Genomic DNA, 19,547 nt, shown 5'->3' on the forward strand with positions numbered 1-19,547 from the left:
ATGGGGCGTGAATGGAAATGCCTACTCACGCCTCGTTCTCGATCCGCTCCATATCCGCATCCGACAGGCCGAAATGGTGGCCGATCTCATGCACCAGCACATGGGTGACGAGCGCGCCGAGCGAATCCTCGTGATCGGCCCAATAGTCGAGCAGCGGGCGGCGATAGAGAAAGATCAGATTGGGCATCTGCCCGGTCATGGCACGTTGCCCGTGCTGGGCGAGGCCGAGGCCGGTAAAGAGGCCGAGAAGATCGAATTCGCTTTCGCAGCCCATGGCGTCGAGCGTTTCCTCATCGGGGAAATCCTCGACCCGGACGACGATATCGGTGCAAAGGCTGCGAAAAGTCTCCGGCAGAGAGGCGAAGGCCGCATCCGCAAGGCGCTCGATATCGGCGAGGCTTGGCGCGCGTAAAGCGCTCCAGTTGATGGCGTCGGACATTCTTCCTCCGGATCGATCTATCCGCCTTCACGCGGCAGTCGCTCGAGCAGGGCTGCGAGCTGGTCCTCATCGAGCCGGGACACCTGCCGCGCGAGGCGGTTGGCGAGTTCGGTCGCGCGGGGACTGAGGCCCGCCGTATCGATGACGACGCGTGGATTCGAGAGCTGGGCGAGACGCATCAATTCTTCGGCTTCGTCCCAGATGATGTTGAAGAAAGCAATTGTGCGCTGGACGAAAATATAGGTCGGCTGTCCGCGCTTGCCGTGTTCCAGCGCCGAGAGATAGGCGGGCGAGACGTCGAGCGCCGCCGCCATGGCTTTCAGGCTCATGTTGCGCGCCGCCCGCAATTCCCGCAATTTCTCGCCGAAAGGGGTCATCGCGGGCCATCCTTTCTGTTTGGTCGCACTGGCCGGTCGAGACGGCGCAAGCGGATATAGAGCGCGCCGCCGCCGCCATGATGGCGTCCCGCCGCCTCGAAACCGACGACCAGCGCACGCAATTCAGGCCCGCTAAGCCAGAGCGGAACGCTGCGCCTGAGCACCCCGGTTTCCCGGTCCAGATCAATCCCTTTATTTTCGCTCTTGTTTTCGCCTTTGCCGGTAACGACGAGGACGAGCCGCACGCCATCCTGCTGCGCCGTGACGAGAAAACGGCGCAGGGCGGCGAAAGCCTGTTGCTGGAACAGGCCGTGCAGGTCGAGAGAGCGTTCCGGTGCGAGCTTGCCGCGCGACAATTTCTGCCGCGTCTTCGGATCGAGCGATGCGGGAGCCGGCAGGGGAGGTTTTCGCCGAGTCTCCTGCTTTGGCGGGGCAGGTGCGGCAGGCGGTTCCGGTTTCGGCTTCTCGGATTCGTCCGGATCTTCCTGCTTGCGCAGCAGGGCGGGCAGGCTCGATTCCGGCAGCGGGACGACCGAGCGGGCGACGTGATGCCACAGCGAGATTTCCTCGTCGGTCAGGGCCCGGTGGCGGCGCCGGGGCGGATCCTTCTTCATGGCTCGATCTCTTCGCCATGCGGCCACAGCACAATGAAATGGCCAGAATGGCGGAGCCGTCCCGCGAGGTCTCCGGCCGCTGCGCCCGATCCCATGAACAGATCGGCGCGTGCCGGTCCGATGATGGCTGATCCCGTATCCTCGGCGATCATCAGCCGTCGGAAGGGCGTCGGCGGCGGATCGGCACCGAGAGAAGCATCCCAGGGAAACTCCGCATCGACCCAGATCGGTGTGCCATAGGGCCACAAGGATCGGTCGATGGCGATCGAGCGCAAGGGTGTGAGCGACAGGCCAGCGCCGCCAATCGGTCCTTCTCGCGTGGCGGGCTCCAAAGTATTTTCCGATGGCAATCCCGTTTCTGTGAAAATGCCCTGGTTGTCTTGAGTGGAGCGTTTCCCGATCAATCCGAAACGCTCGAGCCGAAAGAAAATATAGGATGGATTTTCATGGAGCAGAGCGAGGCCGGCTTCGCCCGGCTTTTGCCCATGCGCCCGAATCCAGCCTTTCAATGCGGAAAGAGACATGGCTTCCGGCGCGATATCCCCGCGTTCGATCAGAATGCGTCCGATCGACCGGTAGGGACGCCCGTTGCGACCGGCGTAGACGAGCCGCGCCGCCGAGCCATCAGGCAATTCCAATCGCGCCGAGCCCTGCACATGGATCAGAAAGGCTTCCGCCTCATCGCGAACATAGGCCACGGGGACTGCATGATTTGCCAGCGCGCCCTTGGCGATGGCGGCGCGGTCGGGATAGGGTTCGAAAGTGCCATTTCCCGTCGCGCGGCGTGCGGCGAAACCGGAAGGGTGATCATGCGGCAGGGCGATGAGATCGTCCGGACGTCCGAGGATAGCCGCCGGAAAATCCGGGCTTGGTGTCAGCGAGGCCGCGACCACCGGCTCGTAATAGCCGGTGAAGAAGCCGCTATTGGCTTCGGAACCTCCACGTGGAAGAATGAGAAACGGTCGAAAATGATCAGTGAAAAAGGCGCGGGCGCCGTGCGGATCAGCCGCTACGTCGAGCGATGCCGCCTTGAGAAAGAGATCCTGCAAGCTGCGCGGTGCGGATCTCGCGGGCCGCAATGGCGCAAGAGCATTCAGAGCCGCTTTGGCATGAGTGACGAAGACGCGAAAGGCAACGCTGAAATCGTCGTCATCGAAGCCGGGTAAGGCGGAAAAAGATAGTTCCCGCGCGGTGAAGGCGGGAGCAAAAGCTTCGTCCATCGGACGTGACGCCGGATTGGGCGAAGCGGCCATCATGCTGCAATCTGCGCCATGGTTGAGAGAGGCTAGGAGCCCGCCGCGTTGGCTCTTAGAGCCAGCGGCGGATGCGAAGGGCGAGGCAAGGGAATTAAGGCAAGCAAGAGCCTGATCGGCGGGAAAGCGGAGGCGACGGGGCGCCCCTACCCTTCCGTTCATCAGTCTTCGCTTTTCGTCGCGGCCAGTTTCCAGTTCGGATCCCGCGCGTCGACTGGCCGCTCGAAGGTCCAGAGTTCGTGGGCATCCACGACATGATCCGGTGAGCCATCGACCACATTGCCCTGCGCGTCACGCGTCACTTTGATCATCTTGGCCTCGTAACGCAAGGTGATCTCGGCATGATTCTCGACGAGCGCGGCCTCCGTGATCTTCGCCGAATCGAGCGAGACGAAGGTGAAATCGATTGTCCGTCCGTGTTTTTCCCGCTCGGTAATGGCCCCGTTGAACCCGGCGAAGACGTCTGGCGTCAGCAATGGGGCGAGAACGTCGCGCTGTCCTTTCGCGAAAGCATTGACGATCATCTCGTAAGCGGCGCGTGCGCCTTCGATGAAGGCGCGGGGCTCGAAAGCCGGATCGGCGGCAGCGATCGCATCAAGGCCGGGGGCAGCGGCCGCGCCAGGCGCGATAAAGGCGCTCCAGTCGCGCGGGGCGTTGCTTGCCCCTTCATTCTCCCTCTGGTCCGGTGCGCTGCCATTGGCCGGCGCTGAGCGGCGGCGGAAGGCGGTGGAATCGCTTGACTGGCCATTGCCAGCCGGCGCATCCGATCGAGGTTTTTGGGAATAGCCTGCCGACCAGCGTCCAGGCATGGCCGGCCCGCCGCCCGGTCGTTCATTATCATTACGCGTGCCGAGAACGGAGCGCAGCTTCCAGATCAGAAAAGCCGCGAGCAGGGCGAAAATGACGATCGACATATCGAAGGGTTGTTCATTCATCATCAAGGGGTCCAAAACCCTGAGGGGAGCCGTTCGCTGCCGGCGGGTCGATCCGGCGTGCCGTGCGAGCGGCTTCATCACAAAATTCCGCGCGAGTGGCTTCATAAAACCGATATAGACATTTTTGCACCCCCCCAGCGGGACCTTCTGCGATGGAAAGCCTGATCCCGTCCGGCGGTTCGGCAAAGCGGCATATTGCGCGCGGGCGTCTGGCCGATCATATAGGAATTCAATCGCTGTTTGGCGGGAAGCGACGATTTTCCGGCCCGAAGCATTTTCATCGGCCTGGAATTGCCTTGCGATTTCAGGCCGATGAAAATGCTCTTGTTCTTGAGTGGAGCGTTTTGGATATATCCAAACGCTCTAAGCGGTAAATCCTGATGCGGATCTCCTGAGCTATGCCTTTCAATCCTTTGTTCCTGTTCCTCGCCCTCTGGCTCGGCAGCGAAATCCTGGTGTTTCTGCTGGTGGTCTATGTCGCAGGCCTGAGCGGCGCCATTCTGTTCGGCCTGTTGACGAGCCTCGTGGGTTTCGTGGTGCTGCGGCGTCTCGGCATGACGGCAAGCATGGGTTTTCAGGAAGGCATGCGCGCGCGCGAATCCCTGTCTCGCGAGGCTTTGTTCGACGGCTCGCTCGCGGCGCTTGGCTCGCTGCTCATGATTCTGCCGGGCTTCGTCTCCGATCTCGTCGGCCTCGCCCTGATTGCACCGACCATCCGCACCTTCGTCACGGAGCGGCTGCAATTCGGCAAGTTCGGCAATAAGCGCGGTTCGCGGGAGAATCCACCGACGATCGAATTGTCTCCGGACGAATGGACGCGAAAGGAGTAATTGGTTGAAATGCTCGGGACACCGATGTGGCCCGACGACCTAGAGTATTTTCGAGTGGAGCGGTTCGGAAACATCCGAACACGCCCTAAGTGGCGTATGATCCCATCGTTGTTTAAGGATCAGTGATCGTTGGGGCGATCATCCGACGCAGACCACTCGAAGGACGAGATATTTTTCCATCGGATCGAAATCCCGATCGGCATGCAAGAGCCGATGGTTACCTTCGATACAGAACGTTCCGATGATCATGTCGATTGTCTTGCGGACAGTGATGCCGCGATCGCGCACCCATCTAATAATTTCTAACCCCGAGGCCTTGCCCGAGGCTTATTTTTCGTTGGCGGCTTCCCTCCCCGCGGCTTTGCCTCGCCGCCGCCGAAATTATGTGGCCCCATTTCCTCGTCGGTCGGCTTGTGCGGGCGGTGCGCCGGCAGATTGGCGGCGGCGCCATATTTGCGCGCGCCCTTGTAGCTGCCTGCCTGTTCCTCGATCTCTTCCTGCCGCGCCAGCGGGTCGTCGGCCACCGCGAGTTCCACTGCCTGCAGCCGTTTCAATTCGTCGCGATAGCGGGCTGCCGCCTCGAATTCCAGATTGGCCGCCGCCTCACGCATGCGCTTTTCGAGATCGGCAATGGTCATTTTGAAATTATTGCCGGGCACGAATTCGGCATTGGCGAGGCCGGTATCGACGCTCACGTGGTCCTGCTCATAGACCGAGCCCAGAATATCGTGAATGCCGCGCTTGATCGTCTCCGGCGTGATGCCGTTCGCGATGTTGAAGGCCTGCTGTTTTTCGCGGCGGCGTTCGGTCTCGGCCATGGCGCGTTGCATCGAGCCGGTGACGTGATCCGCATAAAGAATGACCTTGCCTTCGACATTGCGGGCGGCGCGGCCGATTGTCTGGACAAGCGACGTTTCGCTGCGCAAAAACCCTTCCTTGTCGGCATCGAGAATGGCAACGAAGCCGCATTCGGGAATATCGAGCCCCTCGCGCAACAGGTTGATGCCGATGAGCACGTCGAAGGCGCCGAGCCGCAGGTCGCGGATGATCTCGATGCGCTCGATCGTGTCAATGTCGGAATGCATGTAGCGCACGCGTATGCCGTTCTCATGCAGATATTCGGTCAGATCCTCGGCCATGCGCTTGGTCAGCACGGTGACGAGGCTGCGATAGCCGCGCTGCGTTACCTGCCGTAATTCGTCGAGCAGATCGTCGACCTGGCTGCGCGCTGGACGCACCTCGACCGGCGGATCGATGAGGCCCGTTGGCCGGATCACCTGTTCGACGAAGACGCCGCCGGTCTGTTCCATCTCCCAGGAGCCGGGGGTCGCCGAGACATGCACCGTCTGTGGCCGCATCGCCTCCCATTCCTCGAAACGTAATGGCCGGTTGTCGAGACAGGACGGCAGGCGGAAACCGTATTCGGCGAGTGTCGCCTTGCGGCGGAAATCGCCGCGATACATGCCGCCGATCTGCGGCACGGTGACATGGGATTCATCGGTAAAGACGAGCGCATTGTCGGGCAGATATTCAAACAGAGTTGGCGGCGGTTCGCCGGGACGCCGGCCGGTGAGATAGCGCGAATAATTCTCGATGCCGGCGCAGGAGCCAGTGGCTTCCAGCATTTCGAGATCGAAAGTGGTGCGCTGCTCGAGCCTTTGCGCCTCGAGCAGGCGGCCTGTTGCGGTGAGTTCGTCGAGGCGCTGTTTCAGTTCCTGCTTGATGCCCTTGATCGATTGCAGCAGCGTCGGGCGCGGCGTGACATAATGCGAATTGGCATAGACCTTCACGAATTCGAGGTCCTGCGACTTCTTGCCGGTCAAGGGATCGAATTCGACGATCGTCTCGATCTCGTCGCCGAAAAAGCCGATGCGCCAGGCGCGATCCTCGTAATGGGCCGGAAACAGTTCCAGCGTATCCCCGCGCACGCGGAATACGCCGCGCGAGAAATCGCCGGCCGAGCGTTTGTATTGCAGGGCGACGAGATCGGCGATCAATTGCCGCTGGTCGATGCGGTCGCCCTGTTTCAGGGTGAAGGTCATCGCCGTATAGGTTTCGACCGAACCGATACCGTAGATGCAGGAGACCGAGGCGACGATGATGACATCGTCGCGCTCGAGCAGCGCGCGCGTCGCCGCATGGCGCATGCGGTCGATCTGCTCATTGATCGAGCTTTCCTTCTCGATATAGGTGTCGGAGCGCGGAACATAGGCTTCCGGCTGATAGTAATCATAATAAGAGACGAAATATTCGACCGCATTGTTCGGGAAGAAACTCTTGAACTCGCCATAGAGCTGCGCCGCGAGCGTCTTGTTGGGGGCGAGGATCAGTGCCGGGCGATTGGTGCGGGCGATGACCTGCGCCATGGTGAAGGTCTTGCCCGACCCGGTGACGCCGAGCAGCACCTGATCGCGCTCCTGCACCTCGATGCCTGCCACCAGTGCATCGATCGCCTGCGGCTGGTCGCCGCGCGGGGAATAATCCGAGACGATCTCGAAATGATGGCCACCCTCGCTCTTTTCCGGACGCGGCGGGCGATGAGGGCTCCAGGGTGGCCGCTCGCGCAGGTTGGGATCGCCCAAAGCCAAAAGATCCTGCAGCACCTGAGCCGTTGCCGATGCCCCGGTCATCTCCGGGAAAGCGGGCTTGGAAGCAGGTTTGGCGGCTTTCGCTGTGCCTCCGCGCTGGCGCGGGGAGGCCGGCCCGCTTTCGAAAGCGTCGATATCGAAATGAAAATCGGCGCGGACTTCGGCAAGACCGGCCGGTGGCCTGTCGACGGGCGCGGCGGCTTTCGTCAGGGCCGGATTGAGCAGAGCCGCCAGATGCTCATCGAGCGGCTGGACCTCCGGCTTCGAGGCCTTGGCTTTTGAGGATCCAGCTTTCGAAGATCCGGCTTTTGCAGATCGCGTCTTTTTCGCTGCGGCCGGCGTATCGCCCGCGGCGGTTTCGGGCGGAGAGGAAGGAGCTTTGGGCATACAGCCAATATAATATGGGACGCTTCCCTGCGCGAGCCTTGCCGCCGCGCGAGTCTCGTTTCAAAGCTCTCGTTTCAACTCTCTCGTTTCACTGTTCTCGCCGTAACAGCCTGGCCTCACAAATCCTCGAAAAGGACGCCTGCGAGAAGGACCCCATAGGCCGCGGCCATGACCCAGAAGCGGTGTAAGGTCACGTAATGGCCGACGAAGGGCACCTTTGTATAAAGCGTGGCGATGGCGGTGACGGCAATGGCGAGCGAAACGAGCAGGACCGGAACGCCGGGGGGAGAAAGTCTGAAGCGCATTTCTGGCAGGCCTTGATGGTGGGATGGTTGCGCGCCGCAGTCTAGCAAGCCGAGGTTAATGTCGCGTCTCAGCTACAAGCGGTTTGGGCCGCTACTGATGCGTTCAAAGGCATTCAGATAATTCATCCTCACCTTGAACTTTTCTCATCGTTGCTCGTTAGCCCCGCAGCAAACGGCTTTATCGCGATATATCCTTTTGTTTTAAAAGCTATATTCGTGGCTTTAACACAGGCGCGGCGGCTTTGCGGGCCTACTCCTTCCGCGTCTCCATCCCTGGCATCGCGTGGCGTTCCGTCGGCTTCCCTCTCAATGGGGGCTGATGTCGAGCCGCCTTGGTCGCTGGCTTTCGCCGCGCGGCGCTTCACTCACCTTCGAGGACAGATCATGTTCATTCACGTCAAGGAAACCATCCAACCCGTCAGCATCGGCGCGCCGGACGCGCGTTTCGGCAAGATGCTGCTCGAACAATTCGGCGGAGCCACGGGGGAACTGACGGCGGCGCTGCAATATTGGGTGCAATCCTTCCATGTCGAGGATCCGAGCATTCGCGACATGCTGCAGGACATTGCCGTTGAGGAATTCGGCCATCTCGAAATGGTGGGCAAGCTCATTGCCCAGCATACGAGCAAGATCGATCAGGGGGATGTCTATGACGCGCCGCTCTTTGCGATGAAGGGCGTCGGTCCGCATTTCATCGATAGCCAGGGATCGGCCTGGACCGCCTCCTATATCAACGAGGGCGGCAATGTGGTGCGCGACCTGCGCGCCAATATAGCTTCCGAGGCCGGGGCGCGGCAGACCTATGAGGCGCTGATCAAACATTGCGAGGATGACAAGACCAAAAAGGTCCTGACCCATCTGCTGACCCGTGAGATCACCCATACGAATATGTTCATGAAGGCGCTTCAGGCCATGGGCAAGCTCGATGATCCGATGTTCGGCACGATCGCGCCCGACGAGACGGTGAATGTCGTCTTCAACCTGTCGCGCGGCGAGGATTATCGCGGTCCCTGGAACGAGGGCAATTTCCAATATGTCTCGGAACCGCGCGCCGAGGGTGGTCTGCCGCCTGATCCGGTGAACCCGGATGATGAGAAGATCAAACGGGTCGCAGCCGAATAAAGCGGGCATAGCCCCCGGATCGGCCGTCCCTTGAAGAGACCCTGTGTGAGAATAATTGAGGGAATCCCTTTGGAGAAAGGGATTCCTTTTCGCGTCCAAATGGTCTAAGCAGCCTTGCGTGGCTAAAGCCACGATTGATCTTGCTTTTGATAGCAAGATCAACGCTGCCAAGATTTATAGAGGGAAGCAAACTTTCCAGAGTTTGTTCAGGCACGCTATGCGCCCCGCTCCGGCCGGGCGCTCTGGTTTCCCTGGTTGGAGCATTTCCGGACCTGTCCGGAACGCTCTAGAGATATTTCCAATTTCGACAGTGCCGTTTGACGCCGCGCGACCCTCTCTTTCCTGTCACCGCCGATTTGCCTCTGCCCGCGACGGGCGAGGTGTTGCCGCCGATGCGGCTCGGACCCTTCGACGGCGCTGCTCTGGCTTTCTATGCGCAAGCCTCGGGAGATGACAATCCGCTGCATCTCGATCCGCAGGCGGCGCTGGCCATCGGCCTGCCGTATCCGCCCGTCCAGGGCATGCTGATCCTCGCTGCCTTCGAGCCGCCGCTTGCTGCCTGGCGGCCCGATTTGCGTCTCATTCGTCTTTCCGCCAAATTCCTCCGGCCTGTCTTTGCAGGCGATGGTCTCGCTTTGTCCGGCAAGGTCGTCCGGCGGCGCGAGGAGCCCGAGCCGGAAATCCTTTTGCGTCTCATGGTGCATGTGACCGCGTCGGCCGATCTAGGGGATGCGCCAGCGGGATCGTCAAAAGGATCGGCCGAACTCGCGGTTTTGGCGGAAGCGAGTCTCACCTGGAAAAAGCCTCATGCATCCTGAAACACGGCACCTGCGTACCGTTCTCATCACCGGTGCTTCGAGCGGCATCGGCAAGGCGCTCGCCCTCGCCTATGCGGCGCCGGGCCTTTGCCTGATTCTCATCGGCCGCAATGCCGAACGGCTTGCCGATACCGCGCAACAGGCGATGCGCCAGGGCGCCGATGTGGTCGTGGGCGCGATCGATGTGCGGGACCGGGCCGCCATGAGTGCCTGGATCGCCGAGCACGACAAGGCGCATCCGATCGATCTCGTCATCGCCAATGCCGGTATCACCACCGGCCTCGCGCCCGGCGATCTCACGGAGGATCCGGAAGCGGTGCGGGCGATCCTTGCGACCAATCTCATCGGCGTGCTCAATACGATCGAACCCCTGATCGCTCCCATGACGGCACGCGGGCATGGCCAGATCGCCTGCGTGGGGTCGATCGCCGGCCTGCATGGGCTACATTATGCGCCGGCCTATTGCATGACCAAATCGGCGGTCCATGCCTATATGGAATCGATTCGGGGCCGTCTCGAAAAACGCGGCGTTCTGGTGAGCCTCATCATTCCCGGCTTCGTGAAGACGCCGCTGAACGACAGTATCGACACGTTCAAGCCCTTCGAACTCTCCGACGCCAAGGCGGCCGCGCTCATTCGCCGCGGTCTCACGCGCGGCAAGGCGGTCGTCGCCTTTCCGCTGCCGCTCTATTTGCTGGCGCGTTTCGGCCGCCTCTTGCCCTCACGCTTCTACGACAAGATTATGACTGGCGTTTCCGCCCATGTTCCGCAGACGCAGGAGCGGATCTGATCGCGGTTGAGGTTGTGAATCCGTCTCAGTGGATTCTCGCTTGATGTGAGATTCCGGTGCCGCCGCGAGTTTGGCGTGACCTCCCATGGCCTTGGAAAAGCAGCGGTTTAGCCATGCAAGGCGCATCCATAGGGTTGGCAGGGAAATGCCGAAGGAACCGCAAGGGAACGCCAAAAATCAGGACAAGTCATTGGCAATGCATCATTAAGCTTTCTCAAGCCTTGCAAGACTATGTTGCAATTCGTTTGTTGAGAGCTTGGGCGATCCATGATGAATCGTGACCGTGGACGATCTGATACTGCCGCGGGATGAAGCCTTTGCCGTCGATTGATTTCCTGAGAGTTGGTCTTGAGAGCAGCCTGTTGCTCTCCATTCTCGGATTACTGCTCGTTGCGAGCGGCTTTCTGGCGTTGATAGGCATCAATATTTTCGAATTGCTGATCGGCCGCCGGTTGCGAACCCCGGCCCCGGGGCCGATCCTGGCGGAAGCCGCCCTGCCGCATGTCCTGATCCAGATTCCGATTTTCAACGAGCCGGAAATGGTCGCTGGCGCGCTCGAGGCCGCCGCCGCTCTGCAATGGCCGCGTGATCGCCTGCACATTCAGCTTCTCGACGATTCGACCGATGATACTTCCCATGCCGCTCAGAAAGTGGTGCAGGATCTGCGCGCCCAGGGAGTCGATGTGCTGCATCTGCGCCGGGCCGACCGCTCTGGCTATAAGGCCGGGGCGCTGGCCGCCGGCATGATGCGCAATGATGCGCCCTATATCGCTGTCTTCGATGTCGATTTCCGGCCGCCGCCGAACTGGCTGCGGGTCGTCGTGCCGATGATGATCGCCGATCCCAAGGCGGCTTTCGTTCAGTCGCGTTGCGAATTCTCCAATTATCGCACCAACTGGCTGACCCGTATCCAGGGCATGATGATGGATGCCCATTATACGATGGAACAGGCCACGCGCTATCGCGCCGGATGGCTGTTCCAGTTCAATGGCACGGCGGGCCTGTGGCGCCGCGAGGCGATCGTCGCGGCCGGCGGATGGTCAGGTGATTCGCTTTGCGAGGATCTCGATCTGACGGTGCGGGCGGAAGTCGCTGGCTGGCATGGCGTCTTCACCATGGAGCCGGTGGTGCCGGGACTGGTGCCGGAAAAGGTGCAGCATTGGCGCGTGCAGCAACGGCGCTGGTCGACCGGTTTCGTGCAGGTCACCCGCAAGCTGATGAAGCAGATCTGGGCCTCGGATCTCTCGTTCCGGCTCAAGGCCTCGGCCAGCCTGCTCATCCTGATCCAGGCTTTCTATCCCTGTGCGGCGATCGCCACCGCCTCGGTGCTCGGGGGAATCGCCCTCGATGGCGGTGATGCGACCGAATTCATGCCGGTGCTCAATGGCTTCGCCGCCGTCGTCGCCTTTGTCGCGATCAGTTTGACACTGGTGCCCTATCTCGTCCTGCGGCGCGGTCCCCTGTACCAATATCTGCTGACCGTGATTTTGTTGCCGCCGATGATGATCTACATCAGCCTGTCCAATGCGCCGGCCATTCTGAAAAGCACCTTCGGCGGTACCGAGACCTGGAAGCGGACACCCAAATCCAGCACGCTCGCCACGACTGCGCCGACCAGCGAGGCTTGAGAAGTCCGCAATGCGACGTGTCTGAATCTTCTTCCTTGAAAGGAAGAAGGTCCGGGCAGGAAGCCGCTGCCCGCCGCGATGGTTTCCTTCGTTTCCCGGTGAGGCCACCATCATAGCATCGGCGTTTGTGCTGACGGTCCTGATGATGCGCTTGGCCCCATGCTTTCGGCATGATGCTTTTGGCCCTGGCGCGTTGGTGGAGTGCCGGTGAAGCCGATGCGGCATAGGGACGCTTCATGGGGACGCTTATGGATATGAGGAATTCGAAGCCTTTTCAGCCATGCCGCCTGCGCTGAAAAGGCTTCTTTGTTTTTAGCGATTTCCATGGTTTCAACAGACGCTGGTTTCGGCGGGCCAGGTTAGAGCATGTTCGGATATTCCCGAATGGTTCCACTTGGAAAAATTAGAGTATTTTCAACGATTTTGAATCGCGTAGTGATTCAATAAATGACGAGCGCGCGGGAGGTTTTCGGCAGGTTGGTGACCGCGCGGGCCACTTCGAACTCGAAAGGATGAACGGCATGGGTGACGATGTGGGCAAGCTTTTCGATCTCGGTCCTTCCAAGCGTCCCCGCCGCCTCACTGGCTTCATTCCGGGCCCGGCGCAGCGTCCGCATCCCGTCCGCCGGCGCGCGATCACAGCGGCGCATCCGGATGTGGCCGCTCTCATCGGGCATGATCCCTTCACTTTCGTCGTCACGCTCGGCATCGTCGGTCTGCAGATTCTGATGGCCGCCTGGATGGGCACCAAAGCCTGGTGGGTCGCCCTCATCGCCGCTTATTGCATCGGCGCTTTCGCCAATCATGCGCTTTACGTGGTGATCCACGACGCCTGCCATAATTGCATCTTCGCTTCGGTGCGGGCGAATAAATGGGCCGGCATTCTCGCCGATCTTCCCAATTGTGTGCCGACGGCCATCGGCTTCCGCAATTTTCACATCAAGCATCATTCGCATCTCGGCGATTATGATTATGACGCCGATCTGCCGAGCCATTGGGAGGCGCGCCTTTTCGGCCGGACATGGTATGGCAAGGCGGCGTGGATGTTTCTGTTCCCGGTCTTCCAGGGCACGCGCCTGCCGCGTCTGAAAGCCTCGGTGCCCATGTGGGGCCGCTGGACCTTCATCAACCTCGCCTGCATCGTTGCGTTCGATCTCGCGATCCTGGTTCTGCTCGGGCCCGTCGCGCTGCTTTATCTCTTTGCGTCTTTCTGGTTTTCCGTCGGTGGTCTGCATCCGCTCGGCGCGCGCTGGATTCAGGAGCATTACACACCCGATACGGAACAGGAAACCTATGATTATTATGGTCCATTGAACGTCGTGGCGCTGAACATCGGCTATCACAACGAGCATCATGATTTTCCCGATGTGCCCTGGGTCAGGCTGCCCTGTCTCACCGTGATGGCGCCCGAATTCTACGCTCACCTGAAATGTCATCGGTCCTGGTTCAAACTTTTCGTGACCTTCATTTTCGATCCACGCTTCACCCTTTATACCCGGCTTGATCGCAGCAGCGCGACGCTCGCCACGCCCGAGGGGATGGTCGTGCGCCACGCCGCGCCGACCGGCCAGTTGAAGCCAGTGGGCCAGGCGGGGCAGCCGGGCAAGCCGGCCACTCCGGCGATCGCCTGAGGTTTCGATTGAATGGCTTCCGCCACGCAAGGCTGGTCAGGGTCGGGCGCGTGGCGATGAACCAGGGAGGGATCGGATATGGGTGAAAAGATTACGCTGACGGCGAGCGATGGCGTCACGATCGGCGCTTACAAGGCGGTTCCTGCAGGAACGCCACGCGGCGGTGTCGTCGTCATTCAGGAAATTTTCGGCATTAATCCGCATATTCAGGCCGTTGCCGACGGCTATGCTGCGGAAGGTTATCTCGCCATAGCGCCGGCCCTTTTCGATCGCCTCGAACCAGGCATCGAACTGGGCTATACCGGCGCCGATTGGGACAAAGCGATCGACCTCATGAACAGGACCGACAAGGAAAAGGCCCTGCTCGATATTGAAGCCGCCGTTGCGGCGGCTTCTGCTGGCGGAAAGGTCGGTATCGTCGGTTTCTGTTTCGGCGGCCTCATGACCTTCATCTCCGCGGCGCGCGTGCCGGGCCTTTCAGCGGCGGTTGCCTATTACGGCGGTGGTATTGCCGATGTGGCCGATCTGAAGCCCAAGGTGCCGCTGATGCTGCATTTCGGCGAACGTGACGAATGGATCCCGCCATCTGCCATTGAAAAGATCCGTGCCGCGCAGCCTCAGGCGCAGATCTATCTCTATCCGACCGGTCATGCCTTCAATCGCGCGGGCTATCCCCCTTATGATGAAGCGAGCGCGACCCTCGCCAAATCCCGCACCCTCGCCTTTTTCGCCGATCATCTGTGATGAGATTGCAGGCGGCGCAGGGCGCTGCCTGCTTGCCTCAAACCACTCAATTTCAACGCTTTGCTGGCTGTGTGACGCAGCCGGCAAAGCTTTTGGCGCAGCCTTGCCTCGGGAATGCGCAAACTGGCTGTCAAAAAGTATTGTGAAGTATATAGCTTCGGCGTATCTTGGTGAGACCCGCATCGTCTGGGGCCGATCCGCGCAGGTGACCGGTCCATTGGGACAATGAGAGCGGGATTTGAGATTTTCGCCGCCATGCGATCGTGCTGCGATCCAATCGCCGGATGATCCGCCTGGCCTCTCCCGCTCCGAGGTTCTTATGTGTTCCCCGTCTTTCACCAACCGGTTCTTTTCCGACGGTCCCAAATCCAGGCGCCCGCTGGCGATTGTTCTCGGCACCAATGAAATCGCTTCGGCCGTCGCCGTTCTGCTGCATCGCTCCAGCCGCGCGGTGATCCTGACGCATGATCCGGTCATTCCGGTCATTCGCCGCGGCATGGCGTTTCATGATGCGCTTTTTGGGGATTTCGCCTGGGTCAATGACCTTAAGGCGCAAAGGGTCGATTATCTGAGTGAGGTGCGTGGCGCGCTCGCCGCCCGCGAGACCGTGCTCGTCACCACAATGGGGCTGACGGATCTGCTCATTCTTGGATCGATCGATGTCATCGTCGATGCGCGCATGCATAAACGCTCGGTCAAGCCGGATCTGCGCGGCTTTGCCCGGCAAGCTGTCGGTCTCGGCCCCGGTTACCGGATTGGTGAGAATTGCGATCTGGCGATCGAGACGCGGCCCGGCCGGATCGGCCATTTGATGGATGGCTCGACAGAGGATCAGCACCCCGAGCCGAGTCTGCTTGGCGGCGTCGGCCGCGAACGTTTCGTTTACACGCAGGCTGGCGGGCGCTGGCATACACCGCTCGATGTCGGTGTCCGTGTCTACAAGGGCGTCGTGCTTGGCCATCTTGGGCGCGAACCGGTGGTCGCACCACTCGATGGCATTTTGCGGGGCCTCGCCAGGGACGATACGGAAATGCCCGCAAACGTCAAAATCGTCGAAATCGATCCGAGCGGCCGGGCCTGCCGCTGGACCGGCATGGACGAACGTCCCCGCAGCATTGCCGAAGCCGTGATGCGCGGCATGCGCCGCATGGAAGCGGCGGGGAGCACCACACCGGGCCTCGTGCCGGGTTTCAATTTTCACTGAAGCGATTCAAGCTGCATGGCCGCCGCGCGGCGAGGGAACCACACCCGGTCAAGGTGCGAGAGCGGTGGGCTGGAACGCCTGTCCCGCCACCGACCCACTAACATGACGCTTTGGCGGGACCGGCGGAATGGTTCGTCTCGAAACAGAGGCCATCGATCGTAAAGCCAATTTTTAAGCAGCGCTTATTTTTTCAGCAGATCTGAGCGGAAATATCCGTGCAAGCTTTTGATGCTATATTTTTGGTGGGATTCTTTCGCGAGGGATCATCGCCGGGTTGGCTCTCTTCTTTCGGGCGAAAAGATATTCCCGCCCGTGCCGGGCATTAAGCCATTTGAAATCCGTTTCCATAAGATTATGAGCAGCATTGATTTTGCTTTGAAAAAGCTGGCCCTTCCTGGGGTTGGCCATGCAACTCTGCCAAGGCATGAGTAGTTTTACTGAATAACCTATATGTCAAAAAATATCGTTCGTTTGACAGATGCCGCGAGGCTTCACGGGCTCTTGAAAAAACGCGGCGGAAAACAATTATTTATAACCTCTGTGGTAAACCCTGGGCAAAGTGACTCGAAAATTCTGGCAAGGCTTGCTATATTCGGGCGATAAGGGAGCTTCCATGCAAAAATCCAAGCCAACCCAGGCCGGTCTCGCGATTGAACTGCAACTGCCGAACGGCGGTACGTTCAAGCCGGAAGACCTGGCGCTGATCAATATGATTCGTACTGAGCGTTCGATCATCGGCGCGAGCCGGGCGCTGGGTCTCTCCTACCGGAAATGCTGGCTTTCGGTTGATGCTCTCAACCGCACATTCGAGAGCCCGGTCATCGCGACCTTTCCGGGGCGGCGCGGCGGTGGCGCGGAAATCACCCCCTTCGGTGAAAGGCTCGTGGCGCTTTATTGCTCGATTGCCCGCCACGCGTCCAATTCAGCCAAGAAATCGCTCGACGAACTTACGTCGGCTCTCGACTGGTCTTTCGAGCCGAGGGCCAGGGTCGCGGAGCCGGAACGTGATCTGGCATAATTCCGCCGTTTGAAATTGCCACCGCCTTGATCATCACCCAGGCGGAAAGACCGGGTTCGAGGGCGAGCCGCAGGATTGATTCCTTGGTCACAAGGGCCTGCAGGCTCGTCTTGCCGAGGTCAAAGGACACGCGCACATAGGGTGGCGTCAGATATTCGATCTCTGAGATCCGTCCCGGCAAACGATTGGTGATCGAAACATCCATCGGCCGGGACAGAGCGATCGAGACATCCCGCGCTTCGATCCGGACGCGCACGACAGAGCCGATCGCATCATTGATGATCGGCACGCGCAATTCCCCATCTTCGAAAAACAGGGTCGTCAGGGCCATGGCTTCGTCGTGACGCAGGACGCGGGCATGCACCAGCGTCTTCAGGCTGGGCACGCGTCTGGTTTTCTTTGCGACTTCCAACATGGGCCGGTCTCGATCCCGTTCGTCCTAGAGTATTTTTGGAGAATATTTCGGAAACATCCGAACAGGCTCAAAAGCATCTTTGGGGTTTGATGCTCTAGAACGTGAGATATATCCAGAAACGTTCCCCTTAAAATCCCGGCATTTTCGAAGCAATGGAATCGCAAAACGATTCAGGCATTATTGGAAAATGCTTTTGGGATAGTTTGATGCGTTCGACCCTTACCACATGGGCTTTCAAAGAGAGATGGTCATCGAAATTTGGCATTCCATCAAGAGGAAGCTGAGCGTCTCCTTATGACCTTTTTGTAACATCAGGAAATGCCTTTCCGCTATCCCGCAATTTGGCTGTGGAGCGGGCAAGCGAGAAAAACGCCAAACACCCGCTGGCAGCCTCATTGCTCGTTGATCGAGTCAGGCGTCGAGACCCGCGTAGGGCGTTATGGTGACGGCGACATCGCGCGGCTTGCCCCAATAGGGTGCCGAGGTCACGAGAACATCGGCGCCCGCTGCCGCGTACAGACCGGCATTGTCCGCATTGATGCCGCCTGCTGCCGCAATGATGGGGCGAGGCGTGAGGCCCGCTACAGCCGCCACCAATGTCTTTATGGCATCAGGAGAAAATTTCTCCGCCTGGATGACATCCGCTCCTGCCTCGGCCCAGATCATTCCTTCCTCGACCGAGCCGACCTCGACGACGATCTTCTTTTCCGCCGCCGCGTGGCGGACATGCGCCACGAGCTCCCGGGCGGAATGGCCGGCAAGCAGCACCCGATGCTCGGCGAAGATGAGGATGGTTTCTGAAAGACCGAGCCGATGCGGCAGGGCACCGCCCGCCAGAATTGCCTTGAGCGAGATCAGTTTGGTGCCTGGCACTGCTTTGCGTGTGCAGGTGACGCTGACATCCGGACGGACAGCGCGTGCGGCGTCGACAATTGCGCTGGCCGCCGAGGCAATACCCGAGGCGACTTCGATCAGATTCTGGCTGACTTTCCAGGCGCGCAGCAGATTTTTGGCGGGTCCGATCGCACACAATATGGGCGTTCTGGGATCCAGCCTTGCTCCCGTATCGACTCGCAAGCTCACATCGGCGCCCGCGCGTTCGATGATGCGGGCTGCTTCCTCGGCGCAGGCGACAACCATGGCATCGCGTGCGACGAACAGCATTTCCGCTTTCTGCGTACCGATTGGCAGGACATGGGTGGTGAGATCGAGAAGCGGATTGTCGTCGGCCAGCAATTGGTCGAGCAGGGAATCGGGGAGAATGGGAAAAGTCACGAGATCACTCCGCCAAGTCGGCGCGGATTTTCCCTGCGACAATGCGGGCCGGCCGCCGGGAAAGCCCGCTAAAGCGTTTCGGATGTTACCGAAATGCTTCATTCAGGAAAACGAGAGTATTTTCAAAGCTATGGAATCGCGAAGCAATTCGATATTTTCAAAAATACTCTAGCCATCTGGCTGTAAACTGCTGAAGGCGATTGTCATAATCGGATATTCGAAATAATCTAGAATTTAAGCATGAAGATGGGATGTGTCTTAGAAAGTCGAGTGCCGCAATCTGTTCGGGCAGGCGAAAGGCCATGATGATCAGGCCATAAAACAAGTCTGCTTTCGGGCCATCCTGATAGATGAATGCTGTTGTCATCCGGTGCTCGGGGGCGCTGCTGGATGGTTTGCAAGCCGTTCATTTTGACTATGTGCGTATTTTAAAGGCCTGAATCATTACATGGGTCTGCTCAAATCGAAAATGCTCCGGGGATTGATATTTGTTGCCGCCGGTGCTTCCGTGCGCGCCCCCTAAATGTGTCGGCATAAAGGGCATTCTATACTGATATTTCAATGTTTTATGAATTTAACGGCGTTCGAATTATTATTCGATGGAGGCTTGCCGGGGGCAGGCCTTCGAGTTCCATTTCCGGATTCATTGTTGGTCACGATGGCATTTACACACAGGATCCCAGGGTTTCTTATCCGCCACACCTTTCCTGAAAAGCGTTGTTGCTTGTCGTCGTGAGCCTGAACGCCGCACGGCCGGGCTTTGTGCCGGCTGTTTCCCGCAAATGGGCGAGAGGACCGGCATCTTTTCAGGACCGCAGGATGCGATCGCCCGCACATTCATTGAGACTTGCATTGAGACTTGCGGGACGGCGCATTTTGTTGGAAGTGATCACAAGCTTCGCTCAAGGTTCTTATGGCCCCTTACAGTCCCGCACTCCGGTCACTCAAGGAACCAGTGATGAAAATTTGCACTCACAACGTGTTGCAGGGGACAATTGCTGCCATCCATACGGATGTCACAACCTCACATGTCGAGATCGCCGTCGGGGAAACCATTCTGGTCGCATCCATGACCAATGAATCCCTCAAGGCCCTGAATCTCACGGTCGGTATGAGTGCCGATGCCGTAATCAATCCCAGCGATGTGCTGATCATGGTGGAATGAACGGGAGTC

Annotated in this window: 20 protein-coding genes; 11 read left to right on the forward strand and 9 right to left on the reverse strand. The window is 59.5% G+C overall.

Translation table 11 applies throughout. From position 1 onward, the window contains the following. Positions 1 to 25: 25 nt before the first annotated feature. From DL88_RS02620 to DL88_RS02640, 5 genes are all read right to left on the reverse strand, one after another. Positions 26 to 439, reverse strand: coding sequence for a metallopeptidase family protein (locus DL88_RS02620; protein ID WP_034991417.1), 414 nt, complete (start codon positions 437 to 439; stop codon positions 26 to 28). Positions 440 to 456: 17 nt separating this feature from the next. Beyond that, a complete protein-coding gene (locus DL88_RS02625) occupies positions 457 to 816 on the reverse strand; it encodes a helix-turn-helix domain-containing protein (RefSeq protein WP_034991418.1) in 360 nt (119 codons plus the stop codon). Continuing rightward, on the reverse strand, positions 813 to 1,430 hold the full coding sequence (locus tag DL88_RS02630) for a Smr/MutS family protein (protein ID WP_034991420.1): 618 nt from the start codon (positions 1,428 to 1,430) through the stop codon (positions 813 to 815). The genes DL88_RS02625 and DL88_RS02630 overlap by 4 nt, the downstream gene beginning before the upstream one ends. Then, positions 1,427 to 2,686, reverse strand: a complete 1,260-nt coding sequence (gene mltA / locus DL88_RS02635) for a murein transglycosylase A (protein ID WP_034991421.1) — start codon at positions 2,684 to 2,686, stop codon at positions 1,427 to 1,429. The genes DL88_RS02630 and mltA overlap by 4 nt, the downstream gene beginning before the upstream one ends. Before the next feature lie 158 nt (positions 2,687 to 2,844). Further along, on the reverse strand, positions 2,845 to 3,621 hold the full coding sequence (locus DL88_RS02640) for a Tim44/TimA family putative adaptor protein (RefSeq protein ID WP_169741525.1): 777 nt from the start codon (positions 3,619 to 3,621) through the stop codon (positions 2,845 to 2,847). A gap of 149 nt (positions 3,622 to 3,770) precedes the next feature. On the opposite strand from DL88_RS02640, the gene DL88_RS02645 reads away from it, so the two are divergent. Then, a complete protein-coding gene (locus tag DL88_RS02645; protein ID WP_034991422.1) occupies positions 3,771 to 3,992 on the forward strand; it encodes a hypothetical protein in 222 nt (73 codons plus the stop codon). Between the two features lie 24 nt (positions 3,993 to 4,016). Next, a complete protein-coding gene (locus DL88_RS02650) occupies positions 4,017 to 4,448 on the forward strand; it encodes an FxsA family protein (RefSeq protein WP_051955510.1) in 432 nt (143 codons plus the stop codon). A gap of 302 nt (positions 4,449 to 4,750) precedes the next feature. On the opposite strand, the gene uvrB is transcribed toward DL88_RS02650, so the two are convergent. Then, on the reverse strand, positions 4,751 to 7,423 hold the full coding sequence (gene uvrB, locus DL88_RS02655; protein ID WP_034991423.1) for an excinuclease ABC subunit UvrB: 2,673 nt from the start codon (positions 7,421 to 7,423) through the stop codon (positions 4,751 to 4,753). A 116-nt stretch (positions 7,424 to 7,539) separates the two neighbouring features. Then, positions 7,540 to 7,728: a hypothetical protein gene (locus DL88_RS02660; protein WP_034991425.1), complete on the reverse strand. Its 189-nt coding sequence runs from the start codon at positions 7,726 to 7,728 to the stop codon at positions 7,540 to 7,542. Between the two features lie 384 nt (positions 7,729 to 8,112). Between DL88_RS02660 and DL88_RS02665 the strand changes: the two genes are divergently transcribed. The 8 genes from DL88_RS02665 (at position 8,113) to DL88_RS02705 (ending at position 16,683) form a co-directional block, all read left to right on the forward strand. Next, positions 8,113 to 8,850, forward strand: a complete 738-nt coding sequence (locus tag DL88_RS02665; RefSeq protein ID WP_034992005.1) for a manganese catalase family protein — start codon at positions 8,113 to 8,115, stop codon at positions 8,848 to 8,850. 317 nt (positions 8,851 to 9,167) lie between these two features. Next, a complete protein-coding gene (locus tag DL88_RS02670; RefSeq protein ID WP_051955511.1) occupies positions 9,168 to 9,668 on the forward strand; it encodes a MaoC family dehydratase in 501 nt (166 codons plus the stop codon). Then, the gene (locus DL88_RS02675) at positions 9,658 to 10,458 is read left to right on the forward strand and encodes an SDR family NAD(P)-dependent oxidoreductase (RefSeq protein ID WP_034991426.1); all 801 of its coding nucleotides are present in this window, start codon (positions 9,658 to 9,660) and stop codon (positions 10,456 to 10,458) included. Before DL88_RS02670 ends, DL88_RS02675 begins: the two co-directional genes overlap by 11 nt. 308 nt (positions 10,459 to 10,766) lie before the next feature. Next, entirely contained in the window at positions 10,767 to 12,086 is a 1,320-nt protein-coding gene (locus tag DL88_RS02680; RefSeq protein WP_051955512.1) for a glycosyltransferase, read from the forward strand. A 521-nt stretch (positions 12,087 to 12,607) separates the two neighbouring features. Then, positions 12,608 to 13,717 carry a fatty acid desaturase gene (locus DL88_RS02685; RefSeq protein WP_051955513.1) on the forward strand — a complete coding sequence of 370 codons (1,110 nt, stop codon included), beginning with the start codon at positions 12,608 to 12,610 and terminating at the stop codon, positions 13,715 to 13,717. Positions 13,718 to 13,795: 78 nt separating this feature from the next. Beyond that, positions 13,796 to 14,461: a dienelactone hydrolase family protein gene (locus DL88_RS02690; RefSeq protein ID WP_034991428.1), complete on the forward strand. Its 666-nt coding sequence runs from the start codon at positions 13,796 to 13,798 to the stop codon at positions 14,459 to 14,461. Between the two features lie 319 nt (positions 14,462 to 14,780). After that, on the forward strand, positions 14,781 to 15,665 hold the full coding sequence (locus DL88_RS02695) for a xanthine dehydrogenase (protein ID WP_051955559.1): 885 nt from the start codon (positions 14,781 to 14,783) through the stop codon (positions 15,663 to 15,665). A gap of 613 nt (positions 15,666 to 16,278) precedes the next feature. Continuing rightward, positions 16,279 to 16,683, forward strand: coding sequence for a winged helix-turn-helix domain-containing protein (locus DL88_RS02705; RefSeq protein WP_034991431.1), 405 nt, complete (start codon positions 16,279 to 16,281; stop codon positions 16,681 to 16,683). On the opposite strand, the gene DL88_RS02710 is transcribed toward DL88_RS02705, so the two are convergent. Both DL88_RS02710 and modD read right to left on the reverse strand, forming a co-directional pair. Next, a complete protein-coding gene (locus DL88_RS02710; protein WP_051955514.1) occupies positions 16,613 to 17,098 on the reverse strand; it encodes a TOBE domain-containing protein in 486 nt (161 codons plus the stop codon). The two genes, DL88_RS02705 and DL88_RS02710, sit on opposite strands and share 71 nt — an antisense overlap. A gap of 411 nt (positions 17,099 to 17,509) precedes the next feature. Then, complete coding sequence (modD, locus tag DL88_RS02715; protein WP_034992022.1) at positions 17,510 to 18,373, reverse strand: ModD protein; 864 nt, start codon at positions 18,371 to 18,373, stop codon at positions 17,510 to 17,512. A gap of 958 nt (positions 18,374 to 19,331) precedes the next feature. On the opposite strand from modD, the gene DL88_RS02720 reads away from it, so the two are divergent. Next, complete coding sequence (locus DL88_RS02720) at positions 19,332 to 19,538, forward strand: TOBE domain-containing protein (RefSeq protein WP_034991432.1); 207 nt, start codon at positions 19,332 to 19,334, stop codon at positions 19,536 to 19,538. The last annotated feature ends 9 nt before the right edge of the window (positions 19,539 to 19,547 follow it).

Source organism: Beijerinckia mobilis (assembly GCF_000745425.1).
Classification (GTDB): domain Bacteria; phylum Pseudomonadota; class Alphaproteobacteria; order Rhizobiales; family Beijerinckiaceae; genus Beijerinckia; species Beijerinckia mobilis.

Coding starts and splice junctions, on each gene's coding strand:
- DL88_RS02620 (WP_034991417.1), bottom strand. CDS start 439: ATGTCCGACGCCATCAACTGGAGCGCTTTACGCGCGCCAAGCCTCGCC.
- DL88_RS02625 (WP_034991418.1), bottom strand. CDS start 816: ATGACCCCTTTCGGCGAGAAATTGCGGGAATTGCGGGCGGCGCGCAAC.
- DL88_RS02630 (WP_034991420.1), bottom strand. CDS start 1,430: ATGAAGAAGGATCCGCCCCGGCGCCGCCACCGGGCCCTGACCGACGAG.
- mltA (WP_034991421.1), bottom strand. CDS start 2,686: ATGATGGCCGCTTCGCCCAATCCGGCGTCACGTCCGATGGACGAAGCT.
- DL88_RS02640 (WP_169741525.1), bottom strand. CDS start 3,621: ATGATGAATGAACAACCCTTCGATATGTCGATCGTCATTTTCGCCCTG.
- DL88_RS02645 (WP_034991422.1), top strand. CDS start 3,771: ATGGAAAGCCTGATCCCGTCCGGCGGTTCGGCAAAGCGGCATATTGCG.
- DL88_RS02650 (WP_051955510.1), top strand. CDS start 4,017: ATGCCTTTCAATCCTTTGTTCCTGTTCCTCGCCCTCTGGCTCGGCAGC.
- uvrB (WP_034991423.1), bottom strand. CDS start 7,423: ATGCCCAAAGCTCCTTCCTCTCCGCCCGAAACCGCCGCGGGCGATACG.
- DL88_RS02660 (WP_034991425.1), bottom strand. CDS start 7,728: ATGCGCTTCAGACTTTCTCCCCCCGGCGTTCCGGTCCTGCTCGTTTCG.
- DL88_RS02665 (WP_034992005.1), top strand. CDS start 8,113: ATGTTCATTCACGTCAAGGAAACCATCCAACCCGTCAGCATCGGCGCG.
- DL88_RS02675 (WP_034991426.1), top strand. CDS start 9,658: ATGCATCCTGAAACACGGCACCTGCGTACCGTTCTCATCACCGGTGCT.
- DL88_RS02680 (WP_051955512.1), top strand. CDS start 10,767: ATGAAGCCTTTGCCGTCGATTGATTTCCTGAGAGTTGGTCTTGAGAGC.
- DL88_RS02685 (WP_051955513.1), top strand. CDS start 12,608: ATGGGTGACGATGTGGGCAAGCTTTTCGATCTCGGTCCTTCCAAGCGT.
- DL88_RS02690 (WP_034991428.1), top strand. CDS start 13,796: ATGGGTGAAAAGATTACGCTGACGGCGAGCGATGGCGTCACGATCGGC.
- DL88_RS02695 (WP_051955559.1), top strand. CDS start 14,781: ATGTGTTCCCCGTCTTTCACCAACCGGTTCTTTTCCGACGGTCCCAAA.
- DL88_RS02705 (WP_034991431.1), top strand. CDS start 16,279: ATGCAAAAATCCAAGCCAACCCAGGCCGGTCTCGCGATTGAACTGCAA.
- DL88_RS02710 (WP_051955514.1), bottom strand. CDS start 17,098: ATGTTGGAAGTCGCAAAGAAAACCAGACGCGTGCCCAGCCTGAAGACG.
- DL88_RS02720 (WP_034991432.1), top strand. CDS start 19,332: ATGAAAATTTGCACTCACAACGTGTTGCAGGGGACAATTGCTGCCATC.